Genomic DNA, 235 nt, shown 5'->3' with positions numbered 1-235 from the left:
CGTGGCGTTGAAGCCGATCACGCCGTTGGACTTGGCTTCCACGCTCGAAGCGATGGCAGCACGCGAAGCGGCACCACCGATGTGGAAGGTACGCATGGTCAGCTGCGTGCCGGGTTCACCAATGGACTGGGCAGCGATCACACCCACGGCTTCGCCGAGGTTGATCAAACCACCGCGGCCCAAGTCGCGGCCGTAGCACTTGGCGCAGAGGCCGTAGCGGGTTTCGCAGGTCAGC

Annotated in this window: 1 protein-coding gene; it reads right to left on the bottom strand. The window is 64.7% G+C overall.

Annotated features, from left to right (window positions below):
• A partial coding sequence (locus tag RYX56_RS25290) for a hypothetical protein (RefSeq protein WP_317124508.1) occupies positions 1 to 235 on the bottom strand: 235 nt, incomplete at both ends.

Origin of the sequence: Alkalihalophilus lindianensis (assembly GCF_032843265.1) — a bacterium.
GTDB classification, from domain to species: Bacteria; Bacillota; Bacilli; order Bacillales; family Bacillaceae_D; genus Alkalihalophilus; species Alkalihalophilus lindianensis.
This window is presented reverse-complemented; position numbering and strand designations above follow the sequence as displayed.